At 65.6% G+C, this 22,773-nt stretch carries 21 protein-coding genes; 14 read left to right on the top strand and 7 right to left on the bottom strand.

From position 1 onward, the window contains the following. The coding region (locus N7333_RS19515) for a FecR domain-containing protein (protein ID WP_279859263.1) at positions 1-701 on the top strand (701 nt) is incomplete at its 5' end. Between the two features lie 78 nt (positions 702-779). Then, positions 780-3,188, top strand: a complete 2,409-nt coding sequence (locus tag N7333_RS19520) for a TonB-dependent siderophore receptor (RefSeq protein WP_279859264.1) — start codon at positions 780-782, stop codon at positions 3,186-3,188. Between the two features lie 54 nt (positions 3,189-3,242). Here N7333_RS19520 and N7333_RS19525 read toward each other — a convergent pair whose 3' ends face one another. Then, positions 3,243-3,890 (bottom strand): hypothetical protein, encoded by a 648-nt coding sequence (locus tag N7333_RS19525; protein ID WP_129483344.1) that lies wholly within the window; start codon positions 3,888-3,890, stop codon positions 3,243-3,245. Positions 3,891-4,034: 144 nt separating this feature from the next. Between N7333_RS19525 and N7333_RS19530 the strand changes: the two genes are divergently transcribed. Together N7333_RS19530 and N7333_RS19535 are read left to right on the top strand one after the other, a co-directional pair. Then, positions 4,035-4,646 (top strand): LysE family translocator, encoded by a 612-nt coding sequence (locus tag N7333_RS19530; protein WP_003243708.1) that lies wholly within the window; start codon positions 4,035-4,037, stop codon positions 4,644-4,646. Next, complete coding sequence (locus N7333_RS19535; RefSeq protein WP_003243705.1) at positions 4,646-5,836, top strand: benzoate/H(+) symporter BenE family transporter; 1,191 nt, start codon at positions 4,646-4,648, stop codon at positions 5,834-5,836. Before N7333_RS19530 ends, N7333_RS19535 begins: the two co-directional genes overlap by 1 nt. Positions 5,837-5,933: 97 nt before the next feature. On the opposite strand, the gene N7333_RS19540 is transcribed toward N7333_RS19535, so the two are convergent. The 3 genes from N7333_RS19540 to pyrF form a co-directional block, all read right to left on the bottom strand. Beyond that, the gene (locus N7333_RS19540) at positions 5,934-6,830 is read right to left on the bottom strand and encodes a bile acid:sodium symporter family protein (RefSeq protein ID WP_279859265.1); all 897 of its coding nucleotides are present in this window, start codon (positions 6,828-6,830) and stop codon (positions 5,934-5,936) included. Between the two features lie 109 nt (positions 6,831-6,939). After that, a complete protein-coding gene (locus tag N7333_RS19545) occupies positions 6,940-7,701 on the bottom strand; it encodes an SDR family oxidoreductase (protein WP_279859266.1) in 762 nt (253 codons plus the stop codon). A 218-nt stretch (positions 7,702-7,919) separates the two neighbouring features. Beyond that, a complete protein-coding gene (gene pyrF / locus N7333_RS19550) occupies positions 7,920-8,621 on the bottom strand; it encodes an orotidine-5'-phosphate decarboxylase (RefSeq protein WP_279859267.1) in 702 nt (233 codons plus the stop codon). A gap of 224 nt (positions 8,622-8,845) precedes the next feature. Between pyrF and N7333_RS19555 the strand changes: the two genes are divergently transcribed. From N7333_RS19555 to N7333_RS19570, 4 genes are all read left to right on the top strand, one after another. Continuing rightward, entirely contained in the window at positions 8,846-10,240 is a 1,395-nt protein-coding gene (locus tag N7333_RS19555) for an ethanolamine ammonia-lyase subunit EutB (RefSeq protein WP_279859268.1), read from the top strand. Beyond that, positions 10,240-11,004: an ethanolamine ammonia-lyase subunit EutC gene (gene eutC, locus N7333_RS19560; protein ID WP_279859269.1), complete on the top strand. Its 765-nt coding sequence runs from the start codon at positions 10,240-10,242 to the stop codon at positions 11,002-11,004. Before N7333_RS19555 ends, eutC begins: the two co-directional genes overlap by 1 nt. A gap of 54 nt (positions 11,005-11,058) precedes the next feature. Next, the gene (locus tag N7333_RS19565) at positions 11,059-11,232 is read left to right on the top strand and encodes a DUF2897 family protein (RefSeq protein ID WP_003243695.1); all 174 of its coding nucleotides are present in this window, start codon (positions 11,059-11,061) and stop codon (positions 11,230-11,232) included. An 81-nt stretch (positions 11,233-11,313) separates the two neighbouring features. Further along, a complete protein-coding gene (locus N7333_RS19570; protein ID WP_129483341.1) occupies positions 11,314-12,072 on the top strand; it encodes a CPBP family intramembrane glutamic endopeptidase in 759 nt (252 codons plus the stop codon). Here N7333_RS19570 and N7333_RS19575 read toward each other — a convergent pair. The 3 genes from N7333_RS19575 to N7333_RS19585 all read right to left on the bottom strand — a co-directional run bounded on the left by N7333_RS19575 (position 12,023) and on the right by N7333_RS19585 (position 14,424). Continuing rightward, complete coding sequence (locus tag N7333_RS19575; protein WP_012018921.1) at positions 12,023-12,814, bottom strand: transporter substrate-binding domain-containing protein; 792 nt, start codon at positions 12,812-12,814, stop codon at positions 12,023-12,025. The two genes, N7333_RS19570 and N7333_RS19575, sit on opposite strands and share 50 nt — an antisense overlap. A 101-nt stretch (positions 12,815-12,915) precedes the next feature. Beyond that, positions 12,916-13,701 (bottom strand): transporter substrate-binding domain-containing protein, encoded by a 786-nt coding sequence (locus N7333_RS19580; RefSeq protein ID WP_003243689.1) that lies wholly within the window; start codon positions 13,699-13,701, stop codon positions 12,916-12,918. 99 nt (positions 13,702-13,800) lie between these two features. Beyond that, positions 13,801-14,424: a TetR/AcrR family transcriptional regulator gene (locus tag N7333_RS19585; protein ID WP_279859270.1), complete on the bottom strand. Its 624-nt coding sequence runs from the start codon at positions 14,422-14,424 to the stop codon at positions 13,801-13,803. Between the two features lie 219 nt (positions 14,425-14,643). Here N7333_RS19585 and N7333_RS19590 point away from each other — a divergent pair, with 219 nt between their 5' ends. The 6 genes from N7333_RS19590 to N7333_RS19615 form a co-directional block, all read left to right on the top strand. Then, complete coding sequence (locus N7333_RS19590; RefSeq protein WP_279859271.1) at positions 14,644-16,431, top strand: DUF1446 domain-containing protein; 1,788 nt, start codon at positions 14,644-14,646, stop codon at positions 16,429-16,431. Positions 16,432-16,525: 94 nt separating this feature from the next. Further along, a complete protein-coding gene (locus N7333_RS19595) occupies positions 16,526-17,395 on the top strand; it encodes an SDR family oxidoreductase (protein ID WP_279859272.1) in 870 nt (289 codons plus the stop codon). A 4-nt stretch (positions 17,396-17,399) separates the two neighbouring features. Next, positions 17,400-19,016, top strand: coding sequence for a geranyl-CoA carboxylase subunit beta (atuC, locus tag N7333_RS19600; RefSeq protein ID WP_279859273.1), 1,617 nt, complete (start codon positions 17,400-17,402; stop codon positions 19,014-19,016). A gap of 49 nt (positions 19,017-19,065) precedes the next feature. Further along, entirely contained in the window at positions 19,066-20,223 is a 1,158-nt protein-coding gene (gene atuD, locus N7333_RS19605) for a citronellyl-CoA dehydrogenase (RefSeq protein WP_279859274.1), read from the top strand. A gap of 198 nt (positions 20,224-20,421) precedes the next feature. Then, positions 20,422-21,219: an isohexenylglutaconyl-CoA hydratase gene (gene atuE / locus N7333_RS19610; protein ID WP_279859275.1), complete on the top strand. Its 798-nt coding sequence runs from the start codon at positions 20,422-20,424 to the stop codon at positions 21,217-21,219. Positions 21,220-21,384: 165 nt separating this feature from the next. After that, positions 21,385-22,773 (top strand): acetyl-CoA carboxylase biotin carboxylase subunit (locus N7333_RS19615; protein WP_279859276.1); only part of this gene is annotated, 1,389 nt, incomplete at its 3' end.

The following is a 22,773-nucleotide window of genomic DNA, read 5'->3' on the forward strand; positions in this document are numbered from 1 at the left end:
TGGCCCTGCTGCTGGCAAGCGGCATCGCCCTGGCCTTGCTGGCTCAGCAGCGCCCGCTGGGCGACTACCTTGCCGACTATCGCACCGCCGCCGGGGAGCAGCGCGACCTGCTGCTCGCCGATCGCAGCCAGATCCGCCTCAACAGCCGCAGTGCGCTGGACGTTGCGTTCGACGACGACGAGCGCCGCCTGATACTGCTCAGCGGCGAAATCCTGATCCAGACCGCAAAGGGCGATGCGCGTCCGTTCGTCGTGGAGACGGCGCAGGGCCGCCTGCGTGCCCTGGGAACGCGCTTTCTGGTGCGTCGCGATGGCGACGCCACCGAGCTGATCGTCCTGCAGTCGGCCGTGGCTGCGCGGCCGCTCTCCGGTACGCAGGAGCGCATCATCCAGAGTGGCGAGCAGGTGCGCATGGACAGCCGGCATCTCAGCGACAGCAGCCCCGCTCCCATCGGCGCCGATGCCTGGAGTCGCGGCATGCTGGTGGCGGACAACCTGCCGCTGCAGCGCCTTATCGATCAACTCGGCGAATACCGTAGCGGCTACCTGGGCCTCGACCCGAGCCTGGCCGGCTTGCGTATCAGCGGCAGCTTCCCGCTGCACGACAGCGACAAGGCCCTAGCCGCGCTGCCACCGAGCCTGCCGGTGCGCATCGAGCAGATCGGCCCCTGGTGGACGCGCGTCGTGCCGGCAGAAAAATAATCTGCCGCCCCTGTCATTTTTGATTTCTGCTTCGGCAAAAGGACATTGAGATACATTACCTCTTAGGAGAAGTTCGCAATGTCCTCCACCGCCGCTCCCTTCCGCCGCACCCTGCTGGCGCTGACCATCGCCCTCGCCGGCCAGGTGGGGTTGGCTCATGCCGAGCCCTATCAGTTGCCCGCCGGCCCCCTGGCCGCCACGCTCAACCAGATCGCCAGCCAGGCCGGCGTGACCCTGAGCATCGACCCGGCGCTGACCGAGGGCAAACGCTCGGCGCCGGTAGAAGGTGATCTGCAAGCCGTCGACGCGCTCAACCAGGCCCTGCGCGGCACCGGTCTGCAACTGCAGAGCAACGGCGCTGGCGTCTACAGCCTGGTGCCTGCCGCCGAATCGGCGGTGGCGCTGCCCGACGTGACCGTTACCGCCAGCGAACAGGCCGCCGAAACGGCCTGGGGCCCGACCCGCGGCTACCTGGCCAGCCGCACGGCAACCGGCACCAAGACCGACACGCCGCTTCTGGAGACGCCACGCTCCATCTCGGTTGCCACCCGTGAGCAGATGCAGGATCGCAAGGTGCAGAACCTGGACGATGCCGTGCGCTACATGCCCGGCGTGATCGCCAGCAGCTACGGCAGCGACAGCCGCGCCGACTGGATGAAGATCCGCGGCTTCGAACCGATTCAGCTGCTCGACGGCCTGCCGCTGCCCAAGGGCAGCTACACCATGCCCAAACTGGAGACCTGGAACCTGGAGCGCGTCGCCGTGCTGCGCGGCCCGGCATCCTCGGTCTATGGCCAGACCCCGCCCGGCGGCCTGGTTGACGCCGTCAGCCGTCGCCCACAGGCCGAAAGCAGCCATGAAGTGCAGGTGCAAGTCGGCAACTACCAGCACAAGCAGATCAGCTTCGACAGCACCGGCAAGATCGATGACGAGGGCCGTTTTCTCTACCGGTTCAGTGGCGTGGGTCGTGACAGCGGCACGGTCATCGAGCATATGGATGACCAGCGCTTCAACCTGGCGCCCAGCCTGACCTGGAACATAGCAGGCGACACCAGGCTGACCTTCCTCGGCCAGTTCAATCGCGACGATACCGGCGGCACCAGCCAGTTCCTGCCTCTGCAAGGCACCAAGCTGGGCACGCCGGCCGGCAAGATCGACTACAACAAGAACCTCGGCGACCCCGACTGGGAGTTCTACGACAAGACCTTCTATGCCCTCGGCTACGCCTTCGAGCATCGCATCAACGATGTCTGGCAGTTCAATCAGAACCTTCGCTACAGCAAGCTCGAGCTGGATAACCAGATCATCACGGCTGGGGGTTGGGCTACCGCGGTCGCTGACGACGGCACGGTTGCGCGCGGCGCCAACGTGTACGACGAGAACATCAGCCACTTCGCCATGGACAACAATTTCCAGGCTGACTTCCGCACGGGCGCGCTGACCCATACCTTGCTGCTGGGCGTGGATTATCTGCGCGTCAACACCGATTACCGCTGGCTGTATGGCAGCGCCCCGAGCAGCAATATCATCAACCCGATCTATGGCCAGGACTTCAGTGGTGTCGCCTACACCGCCTTCCAGGACTACAACCAGAAGCGCAGGAACACCGGCCTCTACCTGCAGGACCAGATCGCCCTCGACGCCTGGCGCCTGACCCTGGGAGGCCGCTGGGATCGGCTGGATACCGACTCGGTGTTCTACAACGCCAATGACGCCAAGGACAGCCGCCGCGACAGCCAGTTCAGCGGCAACGCCGCGCTGAGCTACGTCTTCGACTCCGGCTTCACGCCCTACCTGTCCTACGCCGAATCCTTCCAGGCCGAAGCGGGCGGCAATGGCGGCGCCGCGTTCAAACCCAGTACCGGCAAGCAGTACGAGCTGGGCATCAAGTACCAACCGCCGGGCAGCGACATGCTGTTCACCGCCGCGGTCTATGACCTGAAGCGGCAGAACATCGTGACCACCAATATCGCCGGCGCCAGCGAACCGGTGAGCGAGGTGGAGGTACGCGGCCTGGAGCTGGAGGCCACCGGCAACCTCACCGAGAACCTCAGCCTGACGGCCTCCTACACTTACACCAACAGCAAGATGACCAAGGTTGGCGACCCGCGCGACAAGAACCGCGCCCTGCGTCTCACGCCGGAACACCAGGCTTCGATCTGGGCCGACTATGACTGGAATCAGGGCATGCTGGCCGGATTCGGCGTTGGCTTCGGCGCCCGCTTCGTCGGCTCCACCGACAACATCGCCGTCGGCAACCTGGGTTTCGTGCGGGATGCCTCCGACGGCCACAGCAGCGCCTACACCGTCTACGACGCTGCCGTGCGCTACGACCTCGGTCAGCTCGATGCCAGCCTGCGTGGTGCCAGCGTATCGCTCAACGCCAACAACCTGTTCGACAAGGAATACCTGGCCACCTGCGACGGCTTCTACTGCTATGCCGGCGACCCGCGCCGGGTCACCGCGAGCATCGACTACAAGTGGTAACAGGCTGAAAAACAGGAGCCGCCCGATGGGCGGCTCCTGCCATTTACGCCACAGTCAGCCCGCCGTCTCCTGCAACTCGGCAGCACCCTTGAAGAACACCAGCATCAGCGCCACGCCCGCCCCTAGCAACGGCAGCAACGCCACCAGCATCAACAGCACGCTGGCCAACATCAGCCCACCGACGATATCGAGCCAGGCCATCACTTTCAGCGCCGGATAGGGACCTTGCAACTTGAGCAGCCGTATCCCCAGCCAGGTAGTGCAGATGCCCATAAGACACAACAGCGCCATATAGCCGATGGTCTGCCAGTCCAATCCGGCGAACAGTTGGTCACTGAAAAGCATGTCCACTGCCTCCAGCAGCAGCGTCACCGCCAGCAGCAACCAGATCGGTACGCTGAGGTTGCGCGCGAAAAAACGCACCTCGGCAAAGGCTTTGAAACGCAGCAGCAGGTAGCAGCCGAGTAACGCCAGCACCAGGCTAAGCCAGTCGGTGTAGGTAAACAGCAGTTCAGCTTCATCTGCCTCCAGCAGGGCTCCGGCAAATGTAAGCCCGACCACCATAGCGTTGGCTACCACCGAGACCAGCGCCAGCCAGCCGAGCACCCGCAGCTGGCGAGCGCTCCAGCCTGGCAGGCGGTGAACGGGAGCGGCGTCGAGCAGCTCCACCTGTGGCGCACTGTAGGGATTGTCCGGTTGCATCGCACGTCCGCCTTGTTCGGCAAAAACCCGAGGCTAACCAGCCGCGCGGCGCTTGACCAGACTGTACGGTTCAACCCAGCGGTGGCTGTACCGCGACGCCACCGCAGCCGCGCAATAGGCTTTGCCAGTCACCGGAGAACGACCATGTCCACCGAACTGCTGCTCGCCTTCATTGCCTTCGCCTTCGTCACCTCGGTGACGCCCGGCCCCAACAACATGATGCTGCTCGCCTCGGGCGTGAATTTCGGCGTGCGCCGCAGCATCCCGCACATGCTCGGCATCAGCCTGGGCTTCATGCTGCTGGTGGCCTCGGTAGGCCTGGGCCTCGGCCAGCTGTTCGAACGCCTGCCGGTGCTGCATGACGTGCTGCGTTACGTCGGCGCGGCCTACCTGCTCTACCTGGCCTGGAAGATCGCCCAGGCCGGCGCTCCGCAAGGCCGTGACAACCCCGCCGCCAAGCCGTTTACCTTTCTCCAGGCCGCGGCCTTCCAATGGGTCAACCCCAAGGCCTGGATCATGGCCATCGGCGCCATTACCACCTATACCCCGCAGGACGGCTTCGTCAGCAACGTGCTGCTGATCGCTGCACTGTTCGCCCTGGTCAACTGCCCCAGCGTCGGCCTGTGGACCGTCGCCGGCAGCCTGCTGCGCAGCTGGCTGGACAACCCGCGCGCCCTGCGCGCCTTCAATATCGGCATGGCGCTACTGTTGGTCGCCTCGCTCTACCCCATCTTCGTCGACACGGGACTGCTCTGATGCAAGACGTCGCCCCTACCCGCCTGCGCCCACTGGCCGATACCTCCACCTCGGCCGTGGTGGCTGGCTTCATCGCCATGCTCACCGGCTACACCAGCTCCCTGGTGCTGATGTTCCAGGCCGGCCAGGCGGCCGGCCTCAGCGCCGGGCAGATTTCCTCGTGGATCTGGGCACTGTCGATCGGCATGGCACTGTGCTGCATCGTGCTCTCGCTGCGCTACCGCGCGCCGGTGATGATCGCCTGGTCGACGCCCGGTGCGGCGCTGCTGATCACCAGTCTGCCGCAGGTCTCTTATGGCGAGGCGATTGGCGCCTATATCCTGGCTTCGGGCCTGATCGTGCTGATCGGCCTGACCGGAACCTTCGACCGCCTGATGCGCCGCATACCCGCCTCCATCGCCGCTGCGCTGCTGGCCGGTGTGCTGTTCAAGATCGGTCTGGAAATCTGCGTGGCCGCCGAGCAGCAGCCCTTCCTGGTGATCGCCATGCTGCTGGCCTATCTGCTCGGCAAACGTCTTTGGCCGCGCTACTCGGTGCTCTCCGCGCTGATCGTGGGCAGTGTGCTGGCCGGGGTCTTCGGCCTGCTGGACTTCAGCGATTTCCAGCTGCAGCTGGCCACGCCTGAATGGACTACGCCCAGCTTCTCGCTGGCCGCGGCGATCAGCATCGGCATTCCGCTGTTCATCGTCGCCATGGCCTCGCAGAACCTGCCCGGCATGGCCGTGCTGCGCGCCAACGGCTATGACGTGCCGGCCTCACCGCTGCTGACCAGCACCGGCCTGGTATCGATCCTGATGGCGCCGTTCGGCAGCCACGGCATACACATGGCCGCCATCAGCGCCGCCATCTGCGCCGGCCCGGAAGCCCATGAAGACCCGCGCAAGCGCTACACAGCGGCGGTCTGGTGCGGGGTGTTCTACGCCATCGCCGGCATCTTCGGCGCCACCCTGGCCTCGCTGTTCGCCGCGTTGCCGGCCGCACTGATCCTCTCCATCGCCGCGCTGGCGCTGTTCGCCTCGATCATTGGCGGCCTGACCCAGGCCATGAGCGAGCCCAACGAGCGCGAAGCGGCGCTGATCACCTTCCTGGTCACGGCGTCGGGGATGACCCTGGCCGGCGTCGGCTCGGCCTTCTGGGGCATAGTCGCCGGCCTGTTGACCCTGGCAGTGCTGAACTGGGGCAAGCGGTAACCCCCGTAGCCCGGATGCAGTCCGGGCTACGAGCGGTAGGGTGCGCCGTGCGCACACCACTGGCTGACAGCCTGTTCAACGGTGCGCGCAGCGCACCCTACCGTTCGGCCACCACCTCGTGGGCCAGCTCGGCGCCATGCACGCGGTTGACCCACAGACCGAACAGCGCCGCCGTGATGAACATGATCAGGCTGTAGATGGCTGCGGGAATGGCCATGGTCGGGTTGTTCAGCAGCGCCGGGCTGAGCGCCAGGGCGATGGCCAGGGTGCCGTTGTGGATGCCGATCTCCATGGCGATGGCGATCGCCTGACGCAGATTGAGCTTGAGCAGCCTGGGTACGCAGTAGCCCACCGCCATGCTCAGCAGGTTGAAGGCCAGTGCCGCGCCGCCGACCGAGGGCGCGTAATCGACGAAGGTGCGCCAGTCCTTGGCCACCGCCAGCAGGATGATCAGCAACAGGAACAGCGCCGAAACGATCTTCACCGGCTTCTGCATGCGTTCGGCGAAACCGGGAAAGCGGCTGCGCAGCCACATGCCGATGGCCACCGGGCCAAGAACGATGGCGAACACCTGCACCACCTTGGCGAACTGCAGCGGGATGGCCTGATCGTCCGCCATGAAGTACATCAGCGACAGGTTGACGATCAGCGGCATGGTCAGGATCGCGATCACCGAATTGACCGCGGTCAGGGTGATGTTCAGCGCCACGTCGCCATGGGCCAGGTGGCTGTAGAGGTTGGCCGTGGTGCCGCCCGGCGAGGCGGCCAGCAGCATCAGGCCGACGGCCAGTGCCGGTGCCAGGCCGAAGGCCTTGGCCAGGAAGAAGCAGGCCAGCGGCAGCAGCAACAGCTGGCAGGCCAGGCCGATCAGCACGGGTTTGGGAAATTTCACCACCCGGGCGAAATCGGCCAGGGTCAGCGACAGGCCGAGGCCGAGCATGATGATGCCCAGCGCGGCGGGAAGGAAAAACGTCAGCAAGGGATCGGCGGTCATTATTGTTATCGCTCCAGGGGAACCTGGCAGGATTTTGCGCAGTCAGGGCCACCGCTGACAGTGGCCCTGCGAGCCAACCTTCGCCCGCTGAGCTAGCGGGATAGAGCCGTCAGATCGCAGTGGCCCCACCATCCACCGCCAGCGCCTGGCCGGTGGTGAACGCGGCGTGATCGCTGCACAGATAGAGGACGGCGGCGGCGATCTCCTCGACCTTGCCGATGCGCCCGACCGGATGCATGGCGGCGGCGAACTCGGCCTTCTTCGGATCGGCTTCATAGGCGCGGCGGAACATGTCGGTGTCGATCACCGCCGGGCACACCGCATTGACGCGGATTTTCTTCTTCGCATACTCCACCGCCGCGGACTTGGTCAGGCCGATCACCGCATGCTTGGAAGCGGCGTAGATGCTCATCTTCGGCGCAGCGCCGAGGCCCGCCACCGATGCGGTGTTGACGATGGCACCGCCGCCCTGAGCCAACATCAGCGGGATCTGATGCTTCATGCACAGCCACACGCCCTTGACGTTGACGCCCATGATGGCGTCGAACTCGGCCTCGTTGCCGTCGGCCAGCTTGCCCTGCTCGATCTCGATACCGGCGTTGTTGAAGGCGTAATCCAGGCGGCCGTATTGCGTCATGGTGGCGTCCATCAGCGCCCTGACCTCGGCGTCGCGGGTCACGTCGCAACGCACGAAGCAGGCCTCGCCACCGGCCGCGCGAATCAGCTCGACGGTACCCTCGCCACCTGCCACGTCCACGTCGGAGACCACCACCTTCAGCCCTTCGGCGGCGAAGGCCTGGGCGGTGGCGCGGCCAATACCGGCGGCAGCGCCGGTGACCAGGGCGACCTGGCCGGAAAACGTCATGCTCATGTCTGCTTCCTCGCAGCGATTCTCGTTGAATTGGCGAGGAGTCTAGCCAGACGGCGAAGCGCGCAGCAGCACTATCAGGCTCTGGAGTGAAGGGTCATGCAGGGCGCTGATGGCGACTCCACCAGCGCGGTGCCGCGATCAGCGGGTAGCCCGGATGAAATCCGCGAAAGATCGGACGGCATGTCAGACCGCCCCGGATTTCATCCGGGCTACAGGGCTCAGGCGCGCAGCTCGGCGACCACCGCAGCCAGCGCCTGCGCCGGGTCGGCGGCCTGGCTGATCGGGCGACCGATCACCAGATAGTCGGAGCCGGCCTCCAGCGCCTGACGCGGGGTAAGGATGCGTTTCTGGTCATCGGCATTGCTGCCGGCAGGACGAATGCCCGGCGTCACCAGCTGCAGACGCGGCTGCGCGACCTTCAGCGCGCGGGCCTCCTGCGCCGAGCAGACCAGACCATCGAGCCCGGCATCGGCCGCCAGGCCGGCCAGGCGCAGTACCTGCTCCTGCGGCGGTACGTCCAGGCCGATGCCGGCCAGGTCCTGCTGCTCCATGCTGGTCAGCACGGTCACGCCAATCAGCAGCGGCTTGGCGCCAGTCAGCTTGTCCAGCTCGTTGCGGCAGGCCGCCATCATGCGCAGGCCGCCGGAGCAGTGCACGTTGACCATCCATACGCCCAGTTCGGCCGCAGCCTTGACCGCCATGGCCGTGGTGTTGGGGATGTCGTGGAATTTCAGATCGAGAAACAGCTCGAAGCCCTTGGCCTGCAGCGCCTCGACCACCTGCGGGCCGCTGCGGGTGAACAGCTCCTTGCCGACCTTGACCCGGCACAGCGCCGGATCGAGGCGATCGGCCAGGGCCAGAGCGGCTTCGCGGCTGGGGAAGTCGAGGGCGACGATGATCGGGGTTTGGCAGGCGGGCATGAGGCGGTTCTCGGACAGGACAAAAACGCCGCGCATTGTAGCCTAAAGGCGGCGCGCAGTGCCTGCCGCAGGCGCAGCTGCCGCGATGCACAACGGTGCACGAGTGCACGCGCCTGCACCAGCCTGGCCCTCTCGCCCCACCGCTGCTGGCCGTAATGGGCGCCTGAGCGTGCTGGCATGAGCACTGCACGGCAAGTCCATCCTCTGTGCAACGGGTCGCAGCCATGCCCTACCAAACCACCATCGGCAACCTGGTCTATCGCTTCGCCGACCTCAAGACGCTGCTGGCCAAGGCCAGCCCGGCGCGCTCCGGCGATTACCTGGCAGGGCTGGCCGCCGCCACCTACGAGGAGCGCATGGCGGCCAAGCTGGCCCTGGCCGAGGTGCCCCTCAAGCGTTTTCTCGACGAGGCGCTTATTCCCTACGAGCAGGATGAAGTCACCCGCCTGATCATCGACCGCCACGATGCCGCTGCCTTCGCCCCGATCAGCCACCTGACCGTGGGTGACCTGCGCGACTGGCTGCTGCTGGAAAAGACCGACAGCGCGCGCCTGGCGGCCGTAGCCGCCGGCCTGACGCCGGAGATGGTCGCCGCCGTGAGCAAGCTGATGCGCAATCAGGATCTGATCCTGGTAGCGCGCAAATGCCAGGTGATCAGCCGTTTTCGCAACACCCTGGGCCTGCCCGGTCATCTGGCCGTGCGCCTGCAGCCCAATCACCCCACCGACGACGTGCGCGGCATCGCCGCCAGCATGCTCGATGGCCTGCTCTACGGCTCGGGCGACGCCACGGTCGGCATCAACCCGGCCAGCGACTCGCTGCCGACGCTGATGCGCCTGTGGCAGATGATGGACGAGGTGCGCCAGCACTTCGAAATCCCCATGCAGAGCTGCGTGCTGACCCACGTGACCACGCAGATCCAGGCCATCGAGGCCGGCGCGCCGATCGATCTGGTGTTCCAGTCCATCGCCGGCACCGAGGCCACCAACGCCGGCTTCGGCGTCTCCCTGGCGATCCTGCGCGAAGCCCACGAAGCCGCGCTGTCGCTCGGTCGCGGCACCCGGGGGGATAACCTCATGTACTTCGAAACCGGCCAGGGCAGCGCGCTGTCGGCCGGCGGCCACCATGGCGTCGACCAGCAGACCTGCGAAGCCCGCGCCTACGCCGTGGCCCGTGAATTCCGCCCGCTGCTGGTCAACACCGTGGTCGGTTTCATCGGCCCGGAATACCTCTACGACGGCAAGCAGATCATCCGCGCCGGCCTGGAGGATCACTTCTGCGCCAAGCTGCTCGGCCTGCCGATGGGCTGCGACGTCTGCTACACCAACCACGCCGAAGCCGATCAGGACGACATGGACAGCCTGCTCACCCTGCTCGGCGCGGCCGGCATCAACTTCATCATGGGCATCCCGGGCGCCGACGACATCATGCTCAACTACCAGAGCACCTCGTTCCACGATGCGCTGTACCTGCGCAGCGTGCTGGGCCTGAAACGCGCCCCGGAGTTCGACGCCTGGCTGGCGCGCATGGCCATTACCGAACCGACCGGCCGCCTGCGCGAGATCGGCCGCGGCCACCACCTGCTCAAGCAACTGCCACACATCTCGGGAGCCGCGTGATGGCCAACGATCTGATCCAGCACAACCCCTGGGACGAACTGCGCGCGCACACCTCGGCGCGCATCGCCCTCGGCCGCGTCGGCTGCAGCCTGCCCACCCGCGAGGTGCTCAAGTTCGGCCTGGCCCATGCCCAGGCGCGCGACGCCGTGCATCGTCCGCTGGACTTCGCCGAACTCAAGCATCAGCTGCATGCAGCCGGTTTTCGCGCCCTGAAGGTGCGCAGCAATGCCGAGGACCGCCAGACCTACCTGCTGCGCCCGGATCACGGCCGCCACCTGCATGGCGACTGCCGGCTGCAGCTGCAACACGAGCTGCCGGCACCGGAACTGGCCATCGTGCTGGCCGATGGCTTGTCGGCCGTCGCCGTGCAGCGCCATGCCCTGCCGCTGCTGCAGGCCTTTCGCGAACGCTTCGCTACCGACTGGGCCAACACCCCGGTGGTGCTGGCCGAACAGGGCCGCGTGGCGATTGGCGACGGCATCGGCGAAGCGCTGCGCGCCCGTTTGGTGATCGTGATGATCGGCGAACGCCCGGGCCTGACTTCGCCGGACAGCCTGGGCCTGTATCTGACCTACGCGCCGCGGGTGGGCTGCCCGGACAGCGCGCGCAACTGCATCTCCAACGTGCGTCCCGAGGGCCTGCCTTACGAACTGGCCGCGCACAAACTCGACTACCTGACGCGCCAGGCGCTGCGCCTGCAACTGAGCGGCGTACAGCTCAAGGACGACAGCAGCCTGCAGCAGGTCGCGGCACGGCCAGACTGACAAGTGCCCCTGTGCGGGTTATGGTGGTACCTCAGCCATCCCTGAGGAATCGACATGCCCTGGTACGTTTGGCTGCTACTGGTCCTGGTCTTCGGCTCGGTGATCGGTAGCCTGCTGTTGCTGCGCAGCAGCGCCAAGAAGATGCCCCTGAGCGAGGACCAGCTCGAGCGCATGCGCAAGCGCGCCATCGAGCAGGAGGCCAAGGACGCGCGCGAGCGTCAGCGCTAGACCGAGCGTCCCCTCAGGTCACTCCGAGACTGCCCACGATGCAGCCTGCTAGACTGCGCGCCTTCTCAAGGAGGAGGTGCCATGCCCCTGCATCTGCGCTTGCTGCTCCCCGCGCTCACCCTGGCCCTGGGCACGGGCCTGGGTTTCATCCAGCCCGTCGGCTTGCTGCTGGGCAGCCTGTTCGTCATGGTCCTGCTGGTCGGCGAGCGGCATCTGCCGAGCTGGCTGTGGCTGCCACTGGTCCTGCTCGGCGGCATTGCCCTGGCGGCGCACCTCGTGCCCGGCTTCCGGCCCTGGCAGCTGTGGCAGCCGCGCCTCATCAGCGCCGATGCTGCGCCCTACGGTCTGCGTCTTTCCTGGGACAAGCTGCTGCTGGGCACCGCCCTGCTGGCCTGGTGGCTGGGGCAACCCCACCGACCGGCCATATCGCTGCAACGGACCTGGCTCGTATGCCTTGCCACCCTGCTGCTGGTGCCGGTGCTGGCCATCGCGCTGGGCCTGGTCGCCTGGCAACCCAAATGGCCGCAAGGGCTGCTGCTGTGGCTGGCGGTCAACCTCGGCGTGGCGGTGCTGGCCGAGGAGCTGCTGTTTCGCGGCGTGCTGCAACCGGCGCTGGTCAAACGCCTGGGTACCTGGCCTGGTTTGCTGCTGACAGCGGGCCTGTTCGGCGCGGCGCACCTGCCCTTCAGTCCGCTATTTGCCGTGGTGGCCACCTGTGCAGGGCTCGGTTACGGCCTAGCCTTTCACTACAGCGGGCGTATGAGCCTGGCCATCGCCCTGCATGGTGCCGTCAATCTGCTGCATATTCTGCTGCTGAGCTATCCGCTGCGACTGGCATGACGGCGATTCGGTAAGGCGAGAAAATGCGCGCCAGCTCGCCATTGGCACGCAGCTGCTCGAGCAGCGCAGCGAAGCGTTCGGGACTGATCGGCGCGCCGGCGCGGATCATCGCATGGTGGCGATAGACCTGATCGATACGATCGGAAATCAGCAACTGCCGCCCATGCTCGCGGTTGCGCTCGAGAAAATCATAGAGATTGGAACGGGTCACCAGAGCGATGTCGGCGCGACCGCGCAGCACCATCAGCAGATTGCTGTCATGGGAGTGGCCGAGGTTGGCATTGAAGGTGCGGGTGAGGTATTCCGGGTCGCTGTTGAAGCCGGCGAAGCCATAGTGATAACCACGGTACAGGGCCAGACGCTTACCCTGCAGCTGCTCGAAATATTGCTGATCACGCAGCTCCTCGTTCCTGGTAACGAACAGCTCCGCATCCTCCAGGCCCATGTCGACGGCATCGGCATCGATATCCTGCCAGCCCCAACCGGGGTTCTCGAAGATCGCCATATCGATACGCCCGCGCTGCAGATCGCTGAAGCGGCGCACGATGGCGGTGGGCAACATGATGAAGTGGTATTCGCTCTGCTCGCGATTGAGCGCCTCGAGCAGCTGTGGCAGCAGGCCGCTGGATTCCTGCAGATTGGACTTGACCACGTAAGGCGGGAAATGCGCGCCGCCTACCTTGACGACTTCCGCGGCGGACAGCGAGCCGGCGAGCACCAGACAGATAGCGCCCACCCACATGTGACTCCAGCGCCACGCATGCCGCATATCGACCCCCAAAAAATCCTTCTTCTAGTGCGAAGCAGCCTACTCCAGTCTTCCCTGACCGACCAGATGGTTTTTCAGTCTGGCGCGACTTTCCCACCCAGTGCCAGACGATAGCGGCTCAAAAGCCTCTGCAACTGCCCGTCGGCCTGCAGCTTGTCCAACAATTCGCTCATCTGCGCCGGCGTCAGCGGGCCGTCGGGACGCAGCAGCACCTGATGCTGATAGAGCTGATCGAAGTGCTCGGATACCAGCATATCGGCCGCCGCCTCGGGATGGCGCTGCAGGTACATTTCCAGATAGGAACGGGTAATCACCACCACGTCCACCCGGCGCGCCTGCAGCATGCGCAGGTTGCTGTCATGGGAATAGGTGATCAGCGCGTTGAAGGTGCGCGCGAGGTAGCTCTGGTCGGCATTGAACCCGGCGAAACCATAGTGATAGCCACCGTACAGCGCCATGCGCTTGTCGCTGAAATCCTGGAAGTACTCCTGTCCGCGCCCCGGCTCCGCGGCCGCCACGTAGACCTCGGCATCCTCGATGTCCAGCGGCAGGGCCAGATGGGGCGTGTTCTGCCACCCCCAGTGGCTGGATTCGAAGAACATCAGATCGAAACGCTCGCCCTGCATGTCGCGATAGCGCCGGGTAGCGGAGGTCGGCACCAGCACGAAGCGATAGTGCTCCTGCATGAGATTGAGCGCCTGCAGCAACTCCGGCACCAGGCCTTGCGGTTGCGGGTCTTCGGGTCGGTTCAGGTAGGGCGGGAAGTGATAGCCACCGACGCGCACCTCCTGCGCCGCGAGACTGCCGGGCACATGCAGGAAGACGAAACACGACAGCAGGCAAAGGATTAACCCACGCAAACTCGACCTCTCATCACGGAGCACAATGCAGGAGCTTGGTGAACATCCCGTGTTCGAGCCAATACAGCGGCGGTTGCAGGAAATCTTAGCCGAATTTCGTCATGCGTCCTTGCATACCAGGGAAAGAGCTTCTTCGGCCAGCTGATCCAGGCTCATCGGTCCCTGCGACCGGAACCAGGTGGTGGTCCAGCTCAACGCACCGGTAAGGAAACGCCGCTGAATGAACGGGTCGCCCTGGAAATAGCCGGCCTCGCGGGCCTCGCCCAGCACCGCCAGCCAGATCTGCTCGTAGGTGTCGCGCAGCGCCAGAACCTGCGCCTGGCCGTCGGCCGACAGCGAGCGCCATTCATAGACCAGCACCGCCATCGCCTCGCCGGTACCGCCCATGATCGATTGCAACTCGCAGCGGATCAGCGCCAGCAGCCGCTCGCGGGTCCCCTGCGCTTCGGCCAGTGCGGCGCGCATCAGGGCGGTGTTGTAGACGATGGTTTCCTCCATCACCGAGCGCAGGATTTCCTCCTTGCTCTTGAAGTGGTGAAAGATGCTGCCGGACTGAATGCCGATGGCGGCGGCCAGGTCACGCACCGTGGTGCGCTCGTAGCCCTTGCTGCGGAACAGGTGGGCGGCCATCTGCAACAGCTTGCCGCGGGCACTGTCCGGATCGGTCACCTGGCCGCTGTCGACCAGCTCCTGCATCACGGCCTGGGCTCTGTGTTCGTCCACGCTGACTTCTCCCCTGATTGCCCTGCACGGCGATTGTTCTGATGAATTCTTCATGCTGCCGGCAAGTGCTTGTCTTGCTTGATGAAATGTATGCGTCGCCAGCTGACCAAGCAAGCGCTTGGCCGCATTTTTGGCCACTTTGCCCTCCTTTGACGCTTTTCAACCAAGCGCTTGCTTGGTAATGTCGACTCACCTTCAATGTGTGACGGGCCAATTCCAATGAACAAAACCGTACGCATCGGCTGCGCCTCCGCGTTCTGGGGCGACACCTCTACCGCTGCCGCCCAGCTTGTTCGGGGTGCCGAGCTGGATTACCTGGTGTTCGACTACCTGGCCGAAATCACCATGTCAATCATGGCCGGCGCCCGTATGAAGAAGCCGGACGACGGCTACGCCCGCGACTTCGTCGAGGTACTCACGCCGCTGCTGGGCGAGCTCGCGGCGAAGAAGATCCGCGTCATCAGTAACGCCGGCGGGGTCAACCCGATGGCCTGCGCCGCCGCCCTGAGCGCCGCCTGCGAGCAGGCCGGCGTACAGCTGAAGATCGCCGTGCTGCACGGCGACAACCTGCAGCCCAAGCTCGGCGAGCTGGTCAAGGCCGGCACCCGCGAGATGTTCACGGGCGCGCCGCTGCCGCCCTTCTGCGTTTCGGTCAACGCCTATCTGGGCGCACCGGGCATAGCCGCTGCATTGGAAGCCGGCGCCGACATCGTCATCACCGGCCGCGTGGTCGACAGCGCGGTGGTCAGCGCTGCCCTGGTGCACGAGCTCGGCTGGGCCTGGAGCGATTACGACAAGCTGGCCCAGGCCGCGCTGGCCGGGCACATCATCGAATGTGGCGCGCAGTGCACCGGTGGCAACTTCACCGACTGGCGCGACGTGCCCGACTACGAGCACATCGGTTTCCCCATCGTCGAAGTCGAAAGCGATGGCCGTTTCGTCGTGACCAAGCCGGAGGGTTCCGGCGGCTTGGTCACGCCTTTTACCGTTGGCGAGCAGATGCTCTACGAGATCGGCGACCCGCGCGCCTATCTGCTGCCGGACGTAGTCTGCGATTTCACCCAGGTCGAACTGAGTCAGGTCGGCGACAACCGTGTGCAGCTCCAGGGCGCTCGCGGCCTGCCGCCCAGCGAGCAGTACAAGGTCAGCGCCACGCACCCGGACGGTTTCCGCTGCACCGCCAGCTTTCTGCTGGCCGGTATCGATGCCGTGGCCAAGGCTGAGCGCGTCAGCCAGGCGATCATCAACAAGACCGAAGAAATGTTCGCCGAACGTGGCTGGGGCCGTTACCAGGAGGTCAGCGTCGAGCTGCTGGGTAGCGAGGCCACCTATGGTGCCCACGCTCGTCGCCAGGATAGTCGCGAGCTGGTGGTGAAGATCGCCGTGCGTCATGCCAAGAAGGAGGCGCTGATCCTCTTCTCCCGCGAGATCGCCCAGGCCGCCACTGGCATGGCACCGGGCCTGACCGGCATCGTCGGCGGCCGCCCCACCGTCTACCCGTTGATCCGTCTGTTCAGCTTCCTGGTGGACAAGAGCACCTGCGCGCTGGAGGTAGAAATCGGCGGCGAGCGCCAGCCGATCACCCTGCCCCAGGTCGATGCCTTCGACCCAGCCCAGCTTCGTGCGCCAGCCGCCCTGCCCGTCCCCATGGGCGAAGCCGAGACTGCCGTACCGCTGATCCGACTGGCCGTGGCCCGCTCCGGCGACAAGGGCAACCATAGCAACATCGGCGTGATGGCGAGAAAGCCCGAATACCTGGCGTGGATAGCCGCTGCGCTGACGCCCGAAGCCGTGGCCAACTGGATGGCGCATACCCTGGACGCCGAACAGGGCCGCGTTAGCCGCTGGTACTTGCCAGGCAGCCACAGCCTCAACTTCCTTCTGGAAAACGCGCTGGGCGGTGGCGGCGTAGCCAGCCTGCGCATCGACCCGCAGGGCAAGGCGTTCGCCCAGCAGTTGCTGGAGTTCCCGGTGCCGGTGCCCAAGGCGCTAGCTGAAAGCCTGTAGGAGCGAGCTCTGCTCGCGAAGACGTTTCGTTCGCGAGCAGAGCTCGCTCCTACAACAGAACTAGGCGTCCCCCAAGAGCCGAAGGACAAGAACAATGAGCTACGACTCCGTATTCAAACCCGGCCTGTTCGCAGACCAGACCATCCTGGTCACCGGCGGTGGCAGCGGCATCGGTCGCTGCGTGGCCCACGAACTGGCCCACCTGGGCGCCCATATGGTGCTGGTCGGGCGCAAACTGGAGAAGCTGGAAAAGACCTGCGCCGAGATCATCGAAGACGGCGGTAGCGCCAGCTTCCAGGCCTGCGACATCCGCGACGAAGAGGCAGTGAAGGCCATGGTTGGCTCGGTGATCGCGCAGCGTGGCCGTATCCATCACCTGGTCAACAACGCCGGCGGCCAGTTCCCCGCACCCTTGGTATCGATCAACCAGAAAGGTTTCGAGACCGTGGTGCGCACCAACCTGGTGGGCGGTTTTCTGGTGGCCAAGGAAGTCTTTCTGCAGAGCCTGAGCAAGCACGGCGGCAGCATCGTCAACATGCTCGCCGACATGTGGGGCGGCATGCCCGGCATGGGCCATTCGGGGGCCGCGCGTGCGGGTATGGAGAACTTCACCAAAACCGCGGCCTACGAGTGGGGCCACGCCGGCGTGCGGGTCAACGCCGTAGCGCCGGGCTGGATCGCCTCCAGCGGCATGGACACCTACCCCGAATCGATGAAGAACATGATCCGCAACCTCAAGGACCACGTGCCGCTGCAACGCATCGGCAGCGAGTCCGAGGTCGCCTCGGCCATCGTCTTTCTGCTCAGCCCCGGCGCCAACTTCATCAGCGGCAACACCATCCGCATCGACGGTGCGGCCAGCCTGGGCACCCGTGCCTGGACACTGGGCAAGGCGAGAAACAGCGAGCCCTACAACGGTTTCCACCGGGCCTACCTGCCCGATGTACTGAAAGATCAGGAGTAAGGCGATGCCCGTGATCCAATCGGAAATCGACGTGCATGGCGAAGCCTTTGCGCAGAATCGCGAGGCCATGCTGGCCGCCATCGCGGCCTTCCGCGACGTCGAGCAGAAGGTGCTGGACAAGGCGCAGGAGGCCAAGGCCAAGTTCGACAAGCGCGGCCAGTTGCTGCCGCGCGAACGTCTCAACCTGCTGCTCGATGCCGGCGCGCCCTTTCTCGAACTGGCCTCGCTGGCCGGCTACAAGCTGCACGACGACAAGGACGGTAGCCAGGCCGGCGGCGGCCTGATCGCCGGCATCGGCTACATCGCCGGTGTACGCTGCCTGGTGATCGCCAACAACAGCGCGATCAAGGGCGGCACCATCTCCCCCACGGGCCTGAAGAAGTCGCTGCGCCTGCAGCAGATCGCCTTCGAGAACAAGCTGCCGGTGGTGACCCTGGCCGAGAGCGGCGGCGCCAACCTCAACTACGCCGCCGACATCTTCGTCGAAGGCGCACGCGGCTTCGCCAACCAGGCGCGCATGTCCGCCATGGGCCTGCCGCAGATCACCGTGGTGCATGGCTCCAGCACTGCTGGCGGGGCCTACCAACCCGGCCTTTCGGATTACGTGGTGGTGGTGCGCGGCAAGGCCAAGATGTTCCTTGCAGGCCCGCCATTGCTCAAGGCCGCCACCGGCGAGATCGCCACCGATGAGCAACTCGGTGGCGCCGAGATGCATGCCCAGGTCGCCGGCACCGCCGAATACCTGGCCGAGAACGACGCCGACGGTGTACGCCTGGCGCGCGAGATCCTCGCCATGCTGCCGTGGAACCAACAACTGCCCGCTCGTGAGAAACGTACCTGGCGCGAACCGCTGTACCCGGCCGAGGAACTGCTCGGCATCGTCCCGGCCGATGCCAAGAAGCCCTACGACGTGCGCGAGATCATCGCGCGTATCGCCGACGGCTCGGCGTTTCTCGACTTCAAGAACGAGTTCGACAGCCAGACCGTCTGCGGCCACTTGCAGATCGAAGGCCAGGCCTGCGGCTTTATCGGCAACAACGGCCCGATCACCCCGCAAGGCGCAGCCAAGGCGGCGCAGTTCATCCAGCTGTGTGAGCAGAGCAACACGCCGATCCTGTTCTTCCACAACACCACCGGCTTCATGGTCGGCACGGAATCGGAACAGAACGGCGTGATCAAGCACGGCTCGAAGATGATCCAGGCCGTGGCCAACGCCACCGTGCCCAAACTCACCATCGTCGTCGGCGGCTCCTACGGCGCCGGCAACTACGCCATGTGCGGCCGCGGCCTCGACCCGCGCTTTATCTTCGCCTGGCCCAACAGCCGCACCGCCGTCATGGGCGGCGCCCAGGCCGGCAAGGTGCTGCGCATCGTCACCGAGGACAAGCACGCCAAGGAAGGCAAGGAGCCTGACCCGAAGATGCTCGACATGCTGGAGATGGCCACCGCGCAAAAGCTCGATAGCCAATCCACTGCCCTCTATGGCACCGCCAGCCTGTGGGACGACGGCCTGATCGACCCGCGTGACACGCGCAAGCTGCTGGGCTTTCTGCTGGATATCTGCGCCGAAGCCAATCTGCGACCGCTGAAGAAGAACAGCTTCGGCGTCGCGCGTTTCTGACCTCGATAAAAAGATTCGGTGCGCACAGCGCACCCTACGGAGAACAACAATGATCTTCACCCAGGAACACGAAGAACTCCGCCGCACCGTCCGCAACTTCGTCGACAAGGAAATCAACCCGCACGTCGATGAGTGGGAAAAGGCAGGCCGCTTCCCCATCCACGACATTTTCAAGAAGGCCGGCGAGCTGGGTCTGCTGGGCATTTCCAAGCCGGAGAAATTCGGCGGCATGGGCCTGGACTACAGCTACTCCATCGTCGCCGCCGAAGAGTTCGGCACCATCCATTGCGGCGGCATTCCCATGTCCATCGGCGTGCAGACTGACATGTGCACCCCGGCCCTGGCGCGCTTCGGCTCGGACGAGCTGCGCGAGGAGTTCCTGCGCCCGGCCATCAGCGGCGAGATGGTCGGCTGCATCGGCGTCTCCGAGGTCGGTGCCGGCTCCGACGTGGCAGGCCTGAAGACCACCGCGCGCAAGGACGGCGACGACTATGTGATCAACGGCAGCAAGATGTGGATCACCAACTCCCCATCGGCCGATTTCATCTGCCTGCTGGCCAACACCTCGGACGACAAGCCGCACGTCAACAAGTCGCTGATCATGGTGCCGATGAACACCCCGGGCATCAGCGTCAGCCCGCACCTGGACAAGCTGGGCATGCGCAGCTCGGAGACCGCCCAGGTGTTCTTCGACAACGTGCGCGTGCCGCAGCGCTATCGCATAGGGGCGGAAGGGTCTGGCTTCATGATGCAGATGCTGCAGTTCCAGGAAGAGCGCCTGTTCGGCGCGGCCAACATGATCAAGGGCCTGGAGCACTGCGTCGACAGCACCATCGACTACTGCAAGCAGCGCCACACCTTCGGCCAACCGTTGATCGACAACCAGGTCATCCACTTCCGCATGGCCGAGCTGCAGACCGAGATCGAGTGCCTGCGCGCGCTGGTCTACCAGGCCACCGAGCAGTATGTGAAGGGCCGCGACGTGACCAAGCTGGCGTCCATGGCCAAGCTCAAGGCCGGCCGCCTGGGCCGCGAGGTATCCGACGCCTGCCTGCAGTACTGGGGCGGCATGGGCTTCATGTGGGACAACCCGGTGTCGCGCGCCTACCGCGACGTGCGCCTGGTCAGCATCGGCGGCGGTGCCGACGAGATCATGCTGGGCATCATCTGCAAGCTGATGGGCATCCTGCCGGGGAAGAAAAAATAGTCGGGAACGATTTTTAACGTCGCGCAGCGACGGCCCGAAGGGTGGCCGCCAGGGACGGCAGGCCATAAAGAAGGGCTGAGCGTAGGGTGGACGTCGCTTTTCACGTCCACCACGGTGGATCGATAAAGCGTGATCCACCCTACGCACTGAAATGCCATTGTCGTGCGGCGGGTTTCACCCGCCCTACCGAGGTATGCGATGAACGACCTGCCCCACTGCGAAACCCTGCTGCTGAACCTCGACGGAGGCGTGCTGCACGTCACCCTCAATCGCCCGGAAAGCCGCAACGCCATGAGCCTGGCCATGGTCGGCGAACTGCGCGCCACCCTGGAAGCCGTGCGCCATGAGCCGAACGTGCGCGCCCTCGTCCTGCGCGGCGCGGGCGGCCACTTTTGCGCCGGCGGCGATATCAAGGATATGGCCGGCGCCAGAGCCCGCGGCGGGGACGCCTACCGCGAGCTGAACCGCGCCTTCGGTGCGCTGCTGGAAGAGGCCCAGGCCACGCCGCAGGTACTGGTGGCGGTGCTGGAAGGCGCCGTGCTCGGCGGAGGTTTCGGCCTGGCCTGCGTGTCCGACGTGGCCATCGCCGCCAGCGGCGCCAGGTTCGGCCTGCCGGAAACCACGCTGGGCATCCTCCCGGCGCAGATCGCCCCCTTCGTGGTGCGGCGCATCGGCCTGACTCAGGCGCGGCGCCTGGCGCTGACCGCCGCCCGCTTCGACGGCGCCGAGGCCCTGCGCCTGGGTCTGGTGCACTACTGCGAGCACGATGACGCCGCCCTGCAGCAGCGCCTGGACGAGACCCTGGCGCAGATTCGCCAGTGTGCGCCGCAGGCCAACGCCCAGACCAAGGCCCTGCTGCTGGCCAGCGAACGCGAGGCCCTCGGCCCGCTGCTCGACCGCGCCGCCGAACAGTTCGCCGCCGCCGTGACCGGCGCCGAGGGCGTCGAAGGCACCATGGCCTTCGTGCAGAAGCGCAATCCGAAGTGGGCGCAATGATGGATCGGACGGACTGGCATTGCCGGTAAACCCCGTAGGGTGGATGTCGCTTTTTACATCCACCAATTCAGGTCACCAAACGGTGGATCGGTGAAGCGTGATCCACCCTACGCAAGAACGCCGTAGCCCGGATGCAATCCGGGAACGCCTGACAGGAGCACACAGATGCCCGCCTTTAACAAGATCCTGATCGCCAACCGTGGCGAGATCGCCTGCCGGGTGATGCGCACCGCCATCGAGCTCGGCTATCGCACCGTGGCGGTGTACTCCGAGGCCGATAGCGATGCCCGCCATGTGCAGATCGCCGACGAAGCCGTATGCATCGGCCCAGCTCAGGTCAGCCAGTCCTACCTGCGCATCGACGCCATCATCGAGGCAGCGCGCAAGACCGGTGCCGACGCCATCCACCCCGGCTATGGCTTCCTCTCCGAGAACGCCGACTTCGCCGGCGCCTGCGAGGCGGCCGGCATCGTCTTTATCGGCCCGACCGTCGAAGCCATCCACCTGATGGGCAGCAAGCGCCTGTCCAAGATCGCCATGCTGGAGGTCGGCGTGCCCTGCATCCCAGGCTATGAAGGCGCCGCCCAGGATGACGAGACCCTGGCCAGCGAAGCCGAACGCATCGGCTACCCGCTGATGATCAAGGCCAGCGCCGGCGGTGGCGGCCGCGGCATGCGCCTGGTACAGGAGTCATCCGAACTGCTGGGACAGATCCGCACCGCCCGCTCGGAGGCGCAGAACGCCTTCGGCTCCGGCGAGCTGATCCTCGAACGCGCGATGATCCGCCCACGCCACGTGGAAATCCAGGTGTTCGGCGACCAGCACGGCAATATCCTCTACCTCGGCGAACGCGACTGCTCGGTGCAGCGTCGCCACCAGAAAGTGGTCGAGGAAGCCCCCTGCCCGGTGATGACGCCCGAGCTGCGCCGCGCCATGGGCGAGGCCGCGGTGAAGGCGGCGGCCTCGGTCAACTACGTCGGTGCCGGCACCGTGGAGTTCCTACTCGACACCAGCGGCGAGTTCTTCTTCCTGGAAATGAACACCCGCCTGCAGGTGGAACACCCGGTCACCGAGCTGATCACCGGACAGGATCTGGTGGCCTGGCAGATACGCGTCGCCGAGGGTCAGCCCCTGCCGCTGCGGCAAGACGAAATCCGCCTCACCGGCCATGCCATGGAGGTGCGCCTGTACGCCGAGGACTCGGCCGCCGGCTTCCTGCCGCAAACCGGCCAGGTGTTGCGCTGGGAGCCGGAATTGCTGAGCGGCGTGCGCATCGACCACGGCCTGGTCGAAGGCCAGGCCGTCACCCCCTTCTACGACCCAATGCTGGCCAAGGTCATCGCCTACGGCGCAACCCGCGACGACGCCCGGCGCAAGCTGGTGCGCGCGGTCGAGCAGTGCGTGCTGCTCGGCGTGAACGGTAACCAGCGCTTTCTCGCCAACCTGCTCAAGCACCCGGAGTTCGCCGCCGGCAACGCCACCACGGCGTTTATCGCCGAACACTTCGCTCATGACCCCAGCCTGCAGCCGCATACCGCCAGCCTGGCCGAGCTG

Source organism: Pseudomonas sp. GD04158 (genome assembly GCF_029834875.1).
Lineage (GTDB): Bacteria > Pseudomonadota > Gammaproteobacteria > Pseudomonadales > Pseudomonadaceae > Aquipseudomonas > Aquipseudomonas hydrolytica.

What these genes read in the sequence shown, in the direction of transcription:
- N7333_RS19540 (WP_279859265.1), bottom strand. Translation starts at nt 6,830, where the DNA reads ATGACCGCCGATCCCTTGCTGACGTTTTTCCTTCCCGCCGCGCTGGGC.
- N7333_RS19520 (WP_279859264.1), top strand. Translation starts at nt 780, where the DNA reads ATGTCCTCCACCGCCGCTCCCTTCCGCCGCACCCTGCTGGCGCTGACC.
- atuD (WP_279859274.1), top strand. Translation starts at nt 19,066, where the DNA reads ATGATCTTCACCCAGGAACACGAAGAACTCCGCCGCACCGTCCGCAAC.
- N7333_RS19530 (WP_003243708.1), top strand. Translation starts at nt 4,035, where the DNA reads ATGTCCACCGAACTGCTGCTCGCCTTCATTGCCTTCGCCTTCGTCACC.
- N7333_RS19570 (WP_129483341.1), top strand. Translation starts at nt 11,314, where the DNA reads ATGCCCCTGCATCTGCGCTTGCTGCTCCCCGCGCTCACCCTGGCCCTG.
- N7333_RS19555 (WP_279859268.1), top strand. Translation starts at nt 8,846, where the DNA reads ATGCCCTACCAAACCACCATCGGCAACCTGGTCTATCGCTTCGCCGAC.
- atuE (WP_279859275.1), top strand. Translation starts at nt 20,422, where the DNA reads ATGAACGACCTGCCCCACTGCGAAACCCTGCTGCTGAACCTCGACGGA.
- N7333_RS19595 (WP_279859272.1), top strand. Translation starts at nt 16,526, where the DNA reads ATGAGCTACGACTCCGTATTCAAACCCGGCCTGTTCGCAGACCAGACC.
- N7333_RS19565 (WP_003243695.1), top strand. Translation starts at nt 11,059, where the DNA reads ATGCCCTGGTACGTTTGGCTGCTACTGGTCCTGGTCTTCGGCTCGGTG.
- atuC (WP_279859273.1), top strand. Translation starts at nt 17,400, where the DNA reads ATGCCCGTGATCCAATCGGAAATCGACGTGCATGGCGAAGCCTTTGCG.
- N7333_RS19590 (WP_279859271.1), top strand. Translation starts at nt 14,644, where the DNA reads ATGAACAAAACCGTACGCATCGGCTGCGCCTCCGCGTTCTGGGGCGAC.
- N7333_RS19525 (WP_129483344.1), bottom strand. Translation starts at nt 3,890, where the DNA reads ATGCAACCGGACAATCCCTACAGTGCGCCACAGGTGGAGCTGCTCGAC.
- N7333_RS19545 (WP_279859266.1), bottom strand. Translation starts at nt 7,701, where the DNA reads ATGAGCATGACGTTTTCCGGCCAGGTCGCCCTGGTCACCGGCGCTGCC.
- eutC (WP_279859269.1), top strand. Translation starts at nt 10,240, where the DNA reads ATGGCCAACGATCTGATCCAGCACAACCCCTGGGACGAACTGCGCGCG.
- N7333_RS19575 (WP_012018921.1), bottom strand. Translation starts at nt 12,814, where the DNA reads ATGTGGGTGGGCGCTATCTGTCTGGTGCTCGCCGGCTCGCTGTCCGCC.
- pyrF (WP_279859267.1), bottom strand. Translation starts at nt 8,621, where the DNA reads ATGCCCGCCTGCCAAACCCCGATCATCGTCGCCCTCGACTTCCCCAGC.
- N7333_RS19535 (WP_003243705.1), top strand. Translation starts at nt 4,646, where the DNA reads ATGCAAGACGTCGCCCCTACCCGCCTGCGCCCACTGGCCGATACCTCC.